This window comes from Rhodanobacter terrae, assembly GCF_042657005.1.
GTDB classification, from domain to species: Bacteria; Pseudomonadota; Gammaproteobacteria; order Xanthomonadales; family Rhodanobacteraceae; genus Rhodanobacter; species Rhodanobacter terrae.
Genome location: NZ_JBHSNG010000011.1, coordinates 137115 through 143305, shown reverse-complemented (window position 1 = coordinate 143305; position 6191 = coordinate 137115). Strand labels below are relative to the sequence as shown.

The following is a 6191-nucleotide window of genomic DNA, read 5'->3' as shown; positions in this document are numbered from 1 at the left end:
GGCCCACGATCAGCAGCGGCGCGACGTCCCGCTGGGCAACGGCAGCAACGATTCCACACATGGCAAAGCTTCCTCTGAGAGACACGGCGCCGGGCGGCCCCCGCGTGACGTCGGCCATTCTGGGCGGGCCGCATTACGGCAAACTTTCGTGGCGCGTGGCGGCGGGCAACGCCGCCGCAGCCACGGCTTAGTTCACCTTGGGCATAGTTTCCAGCAGACGGAGCACCTGCCTGTCGACGTTGCGCGGCGAGTGTAGGCGAGCATCGCGCAGAGCCAGTGACGCGGTGCACGAGCCGTCCAAACCTGAAAACATTTTAAGAATGTCTATCAGGTTGTCGTCAGCTCGGTGACCTACCGTGCATCCCACGCGACAGTTCGATCAGGTCGCCAAGGGGCCATCGATGATTTGAATGCATTGTCGTGAGCCCCGGCGTTTTTCGCTTGCCGCACGCACCTCCCACTTCATCCGTTCCACCTGTCAAGGACTTGATCCATGGTTCGATACACAATGCTTCTGGCGACCGCCTTGCTAGCCTCTCCGCTACTCGCGCAGGAAACGGCCCAGACCAACGCTCAGCATCTGGTGGATCAGACTCTGGCCACGGATCCCGACATCACCGTCATGGCGATGCACGTGACGCCGCCGCAGCGGAAAGACAACATCATCCTCGCCTCCAATTTCGGCCGTATCGGCAAGCTGGCCGACGCGGACGACTTGAACGTGGTCAACCATGGCAAGACCAATCTCGAGGTCACCAAGGCCGGCGACCACTTCGCGATCGAACTGCCCTTGCTCGATGCCAGCCACAACCGCCTGGGTGCACTGAGCGTCATGTATCCCTACAAGGTCGGCGACGACAAGGCAGCGCTGGCCAGGCGTGCCGAGCATGTGCGCGACCAGCTGAGCCAGCAGATCCCAAACCTCGCCGAGCTGGTCCAGCCCTACCAGGGCAGCACGACTCCACCCGTGGCCGCGGCGGATCCCAACCCGTCCGCCACGCTGGTCGGACGCAGCACCAACTGGCACCCGGGCTATTCCGGCGACCTCGACCACTTCAGCGTCGACGTCAAGGGCAACCGGTTGTTTCTGGCGGCGGAGGATCACGGGTCGGTGGAGTTGTTTAACCTGATGACCGGCCAGCATGAGCGCACGCTCAACGGTATCGGTATCCAGATCCCACATGCCTTCGTCTATCTGCCCAAGCACAACCGCCTGATCATCGTCGACGGCGGCACGAGCGGGCCGAAGATTCTGGATACCACCAACTACAAGGTAGTGAGCCCCATCAAGTTGGGTGCACCCGGTGCAGATTCAGTCGAGTACGACGCCTCGACGGGTCATCTGTACATCGTCACCGGCGGCCACGACATGAACATGAAGGACTGCTTTCTCAATGACGTGGATCCGCTCACCGGGCACGTCTACGCCACACTGCGCTTCGATTCGAATCAGGCCCAGGCGGTCAAGGCCGAGCAGCACGGGAACCGGCTGTTCGTGAACGTGGCCGACCACAGCTACGTGGCGGTGGTGGACAAGAAGACGCTGAAGGTGATTGCTCGCTGGCCGATCGATGGCGCCAAGACCAATCTGACGATGGCGCTGGACGAGGCCGACCACCGCCTGTTCGTCGGCAGCCGCAATCCCAGCAAACTGTTCGTGCTCGATACCGACACGGGTGCCACGGTGGCGATGCTGGATGCGCCAGCGACTTCGGATGGGTTGTTCTGGGACAGCGCGCGCAAGCGTATCTACGTACCCGGCGGCGACGGCCATCTCGGTGTGTTCCAGCAGGTGACCCCCGATCTCTACGCCGCACGGCCGTGGATCGCCAGCGCGATCGGCGCCAAGTCGGGCATCGTCGTTCCGCAGCTGGATCGCCTGTATCTGGCCGTTTCGCCCGGCGCGAATCGCAAAGGCGGCGAGGTGCTCTGGTTCAAGCTGGGCAAGTAGGTGCCGATGATGCGCCCAAACCGTCAGCAAAAACGATGTCGTCGCGCCGTCGGATGGCAACACCCGTTGCAACGAATTGGGTGCCGGCGGTGTTCACCCAGACGACAGGCGGCAACTCATTTATTGTTTGGGATCAGCAAACACGCCCCGCTCCCGCACTATTCACCGTCACCGATTTCGCCAGACTGCGCGGCTGATCCACGTCGGTGCCGCGCAGCACGGCGACGTGCACCGCCCGCTCGACCGGCTGGCCGTCGAGGCCGAACGCCTGCACGCGGTCGCGGGTGATCTCGACCACATCGCCCTCGTCCAGGTACAGCATCTTGTGAGTGACCTGGATCAGTGCCTGCGCATCGGAGCCCAGGAAGTTCTCGCCGATGCCCAGGCCGACCAGCAGCGGCGCGACGTCCCGCTGGGCAACGGCAGCAACGATTCCACACATGGCAAAGCTTCCTCCGAGGGACACGGCGCCGGGTGGCGCCGGCGTGACCCCGGCCATTCTGGGCGGGCCGCATTACCGCAAACTTCCGTGGCGCGGGACGGCGGCAACGCCGCCGCCGGAGCCGCCGCTCAGTTCACCTTGCGGCGCAGATAGTTCAGCAGATCGATGCGGGTGATCAGGCCGAGGAACTGCTCGCCGTCCACCACGATCGCGACGTGGCCGCGCTCGAACACCGGCAGCAAGGCCTCGATCGTTTCGCTGACCTGGAGTTTCTGCAGGCTGGTCATCATGGCGGTGGAAACCGGGTCGCGGAAACGCGTTTCGTCGACGTGCACGTGCATCAGCACGTCCGACTCGTCGACGATGCCGACCAGCTTGTGGCCGTCCATCACCGGCAGCTGCGACACGTCGTACAACTTCATGCGGGTGTAGGCGGTGATCAGCAGTTCGTTCGGACCGATCACCACGGTGTCGCGCTGGGCGAACGGACGCAGCAGCAGGTCGCGCAGGTCGCCGTGCTGTTCGCGTTCGAGGAAGCCGTTGTCGAGCATCCAGTAGTCGTTGTACATCTTCGACAGATACTTGTTGCCGGTGTCGCAGACCAGGGTCACCACTCGTTTGGGCGTGCTCTGTTCGCGGCAGTATTTCAACGCCGCCGCCACCAGCGTGCCGGTCGACGAACCGCCCAGGATGCCTTCCTTGCCCAGCAGCTCGCGCGCGGTCAGGAAACTCTCCTTGTCGGAGATCGCATAGGCCTTCTTGACCCGGGTGAAGTCGCTGATGCTGGGCAGGAAATCCTCGCCGATGCCCTCGACCATCCAGCTGGCGGACTTGGACGACAGCGTGCCCTCGTTGATGTACTGGGCCAGGATGGAACCCACCGGATCGGCCAGCAGGAGTTCCGTGTGCGGCGAATGCACGGCGAAAAACTTGGACAGGCCGCTGAGCGTGCCGGACGAACCGCAGCCGACCACCACCGCGTCGACCTTGCCGTCCATCTGCTCGAGGATTTCCGGGCCGGTGGTCTGGATGTGCGCCGCCGGATTGTCCGGGTTGCCGAACTGGTTGATGAAGTACGCGCCCGGCGTTTCGCGTGCGATGCGCTCGGCCATGTCCTGGTAATACTCGGCGTGCCCCTTGGCCACGTCCGAGCGGGTCAGCACGACCTCGGCGCCCATCGCCTTGAGGTTGAAGATTTTCTCGCGGCTCATCTTGTCCGGCACCACCAGGATCAGGCGGTAACCTTTCTGCTGCGCGACCAGTGCCAGACCCAGGCCGGTATTGCCGGCAGTGCCTTCGACCAGGATATCGCCGGGCCGAATCCGGCCGTCCTTCTCGGCCCCCTCGATCATCGACAGACCGATGCGGTCCTTGATCGAACCACCGGGATTGGCGCTCTCGAGCTTGAGGAACAGTTCGCACGTGCCGGTATCGAGGCGCTGCGCGCGCACCATCGGGGTACGTCCGATCAGTTCGAGAACACTCTGGTGTACCGTCATGGTGGCTCCGTCACGAGGAACGCCGGTCACGCAGACAGCGTGGCCAATCGGCAAGACCATCATGATAACCGAGCCGCCCGGCCCGTCGCCGGAAACCCCGCGAGCACATGGCCATCTTGTAGGAGCCCGCTGGCGGGCGATGCTCTTGTTTTGATGTCGGGTAGGAAAGATCAGAACAAGAGCATCGCCCGCCAGCGGGCTCCTACCCTATCGGTGAACGGGGGCGCGGCTCTCCCATGTGCGCCTGAGCCGGGCGGCAGTTTTTCTTCTTCAGGAAACGCTGCGGCCCCGGCGTCCGTCCCGATGCAGCAGGAAGGGCCTGGGGCCGCGCTTCGCGTGGCTGTTTTTTTGTAGGAGCCCACTCGTGGGCGATGCCTTTTGCCCACTGCCACGAAGAGCATCGCCCGCCAGCGGGCTCCTACCGATAGATGGCAACTCAGTGGATGAGGTGCGCGCGGCTTTCCCACATTCGCTGGAGTCGTGCCTTGGCCAGAAGTTTTTCCTTCTTCATGCTGGCGAGAGTGACATCGTCGATGGGTAGCACGCCGATATCGGCGTCGTGCACCTTGCTGTCGAGCTGTTTGTGGTGCTGATAGAGCCGGCGAAATTCGGCATCGGCCTTCATCAATGCCTCGACATCATCGCGCTGTTGGTTTTCAAACATGATCCGACCTCCTCGAGAATGGACTTGCGGATGCTGCGACAGTGCGCATCCGCAGACGGTTGAACGATGCATACATCCACGACCCACGCCGAAATATCGGTACGCAGGTGAAGTATTGAACGTGGGATGGACGCATGGTTCAGGTCAGTGGCCCACAAAGCCTGGGTGCCTCGTGGGACTTTGACCCTACTCTCCCGATCCAGGTGGCGCAACCCTGATGCCGGCCTCACGGGAAATCAACAGCATGCCGACAAAAAACCTGTCGAAACAGCATTTTACATTTGCATAACCGAGGCAGCGACAAGCCACCCGGCAGCCCTGCCCGGCGGCCTTCAACCGGCTTGCCGACGCTGCAGCAGGATGGCCTGATCAGGGTTGGTCCGTGTGTTTTTTGGCCTGTTTTTTCTTCGGGGCAGGAGCCGCCTCGGCAGCGCCGCCCTCCTGCATCTGCGATCGCATCGCCTTGGCCGCCTGCGCTGCCAGCGCGGCTTCGCGGCGAGCGGCGTTGGCGACCCTGCTCTGTGCTGCCGCCAGCTTCTTGGCCCGCTCGGCTTCCGCCCGGGCCTGATCGGCCGCCTGCGAGTATTCCTGCCCCTGCTGCTGCAATCGGGCGGCTTCTTCCTGTGCCAGCTGGTACTGCAGGCGCTGACGCTCCAGCTCGCGGCGCGCCATTTCCGCATCCCGCCGGCTGTTGTCCAGCAGGATCTGGTCGTGTTCGCGATCGAGCTGGGTCAGCTTGATCTGCGCGTCCTGCAGCTGCGCGGCGGTCTTGGCCAGATCCACCCGACGTTCGGCCAGATACAGGTCATGCGCCCGTTCGTGCGAACCTGCCTGCGCCAGCCGGTTGATCGCATCGCGCGCCCGCGCCTGCTCGGCCTGGGCGTAGCCGCCAAGACTGGGATCATTGGCGAGCTGATCGAGACTGCTGGTCAGCCGGCTGATGTCGATATCGTCCTGGCGGGCATGCGCGGAGCCCACCGCGACCAGGGCCAGTGTCATCGAGGCGAAAATGATGCCGAGCCGCTTCATGGCTGCATCCCCTGCGTGCTGGAACTGGAAGCGGGTTGCTGGCCGTTGTCGGGCAGGGTCTGGAAACCGGCGCCGGATGGCGGCGTGGACAACTCGGACGAAGGCGGCGCCGGCATATCCTGGGTGGGCGCCGCGCTGGAAGATGCCGCCGCCGGAGGCGCTTGTTGTTCTTGCTGCTGTTCGGCCGCGGCCGCCTGCTCGCCCTGGCTGCGCAGTCGGGTATTTTCCTGCACCTTGCCTTGAATCTGCGCCCGTGCTGCGCCCAGCCGGGCCTTGGCCCGGGCCAGTTCGGCATCGGCACGCGATTCCTCGGCCAGATTGGCCGCGTCGGCATATTTGCGCTGGGCCATGGCTGCCTGCGCCTGCTGGAACTTGTCCTGGGCGAAGCCCAGGTCGACCGGCGCATAGTCCGCGGCGCCGGCGTCGCGCGCTTCCTGCAATTGCGTCTGCGCCATATTCATCGAATCATCGGGCGGGGGCACGGTGGCGCAGCCGGTCAGCGCCAGTGTCAGTGCCAGAACAGCCGTTGCGGTACGGATGCGGCCAAGGGATCCGGCCAGCGGGGGAAAGATGTACATCACATTCCTCATGGTGTGTCGCGGCGTA

Annotated in this window: 6 protein-coding genes; 1 reads left to right on the top strand and 5 read right to left on the bottom strand. The window is 63.9% G+C overall.

Annotated features, from left to right (window positions below; translation table 11 throughout):
• The first annotated feature begins 493 nt into the window (after positions 1–493).
• Positions 494–1951 (top strand): YncE family protein, encoded by a 1458-nt coding sequence (locus tag ACFPPB_RS12140; protein WP_377327399.1) that lies wholly within the window; start codon positions 494–496, stop codon positions 1949–1951.
• A 133-nt stretch (positions 1952–2084) separates the two neighbouring features.
• Here the strand turns inward: ACFPPB_RS12140 and ACFPPB_RS12135 are convergent, their stop codons facing one another.
• The 5 genes from ACFPPB_RS12135 to ACFPPB_RS12115 all read right to left on the bottom strand — a co-directional run bounded on the left by ACFPPB_RS12135 (position 2085) and on the right by ACFPPB_RS12115 (position 6163).
• A complete protein-coding gene (locus ACFPPB_RS12135) occupies positions 2085–2393 on the bottom strand; it encodes a hypothetical protein (RefSeq protein ID WP_377327397.1) in 309 nt (102 codons plus the stop codon).
• A gap of 128 nt (positions 2394–2521) precedes the next feature.
• Positions 2522–3892 carry a pyridoxal-phosphate dependent enzyme gene (locus tag ACFPPB_RS12130; RefSeq protein WP_377327395.1) on the bottom strand — a complete coding sequence of 457 codons (1371 nt, stop codon included), beginning with the start codon at positions 3890–3892 and terminating at the stop codon, positions 2522–2524.
• 436 nt (positions 3893–4328) lie between these two features.
• Positions 4329–4556, bottom strand: a complete 228-nt coding sequence (locus tag ACFPPB_RS12125) for a YdcH family protein (protein ID WP_377327393.1) — start codon at positions 4554–4556, stop codon at positions 4329–4331.
• A 369-nt stretch (positions 4557–4925) separates the two neighbouring features.
• Entirely contained in the window at positions 4926–5585 is a 660-nt protein-coding gene (locus ACFPPB_RS12120) for a hypothetical protein (RefSeq protein ID WP_377327391.1), read from the bottom strand.
• Positions 5582–6163 carry a DUF4398 domain-containing protein gene (locus ACFPPB_RS12115; protein ID WP_377327389.1) on the bottom strand — a complete coding sequence of 194 codons (582 nt, stop codon included), beginning with the start codon at positions 6161–6163 and terminating at the stop codon, positions 5582–5584. The genes ACFPPB_RS12120 and ACFPPB_RS12115 overlap by 4 nt, the downstream gene beginning before the upstream one ends.
• Positions 6164–6191: the final 28 nt, after the last annotated feature.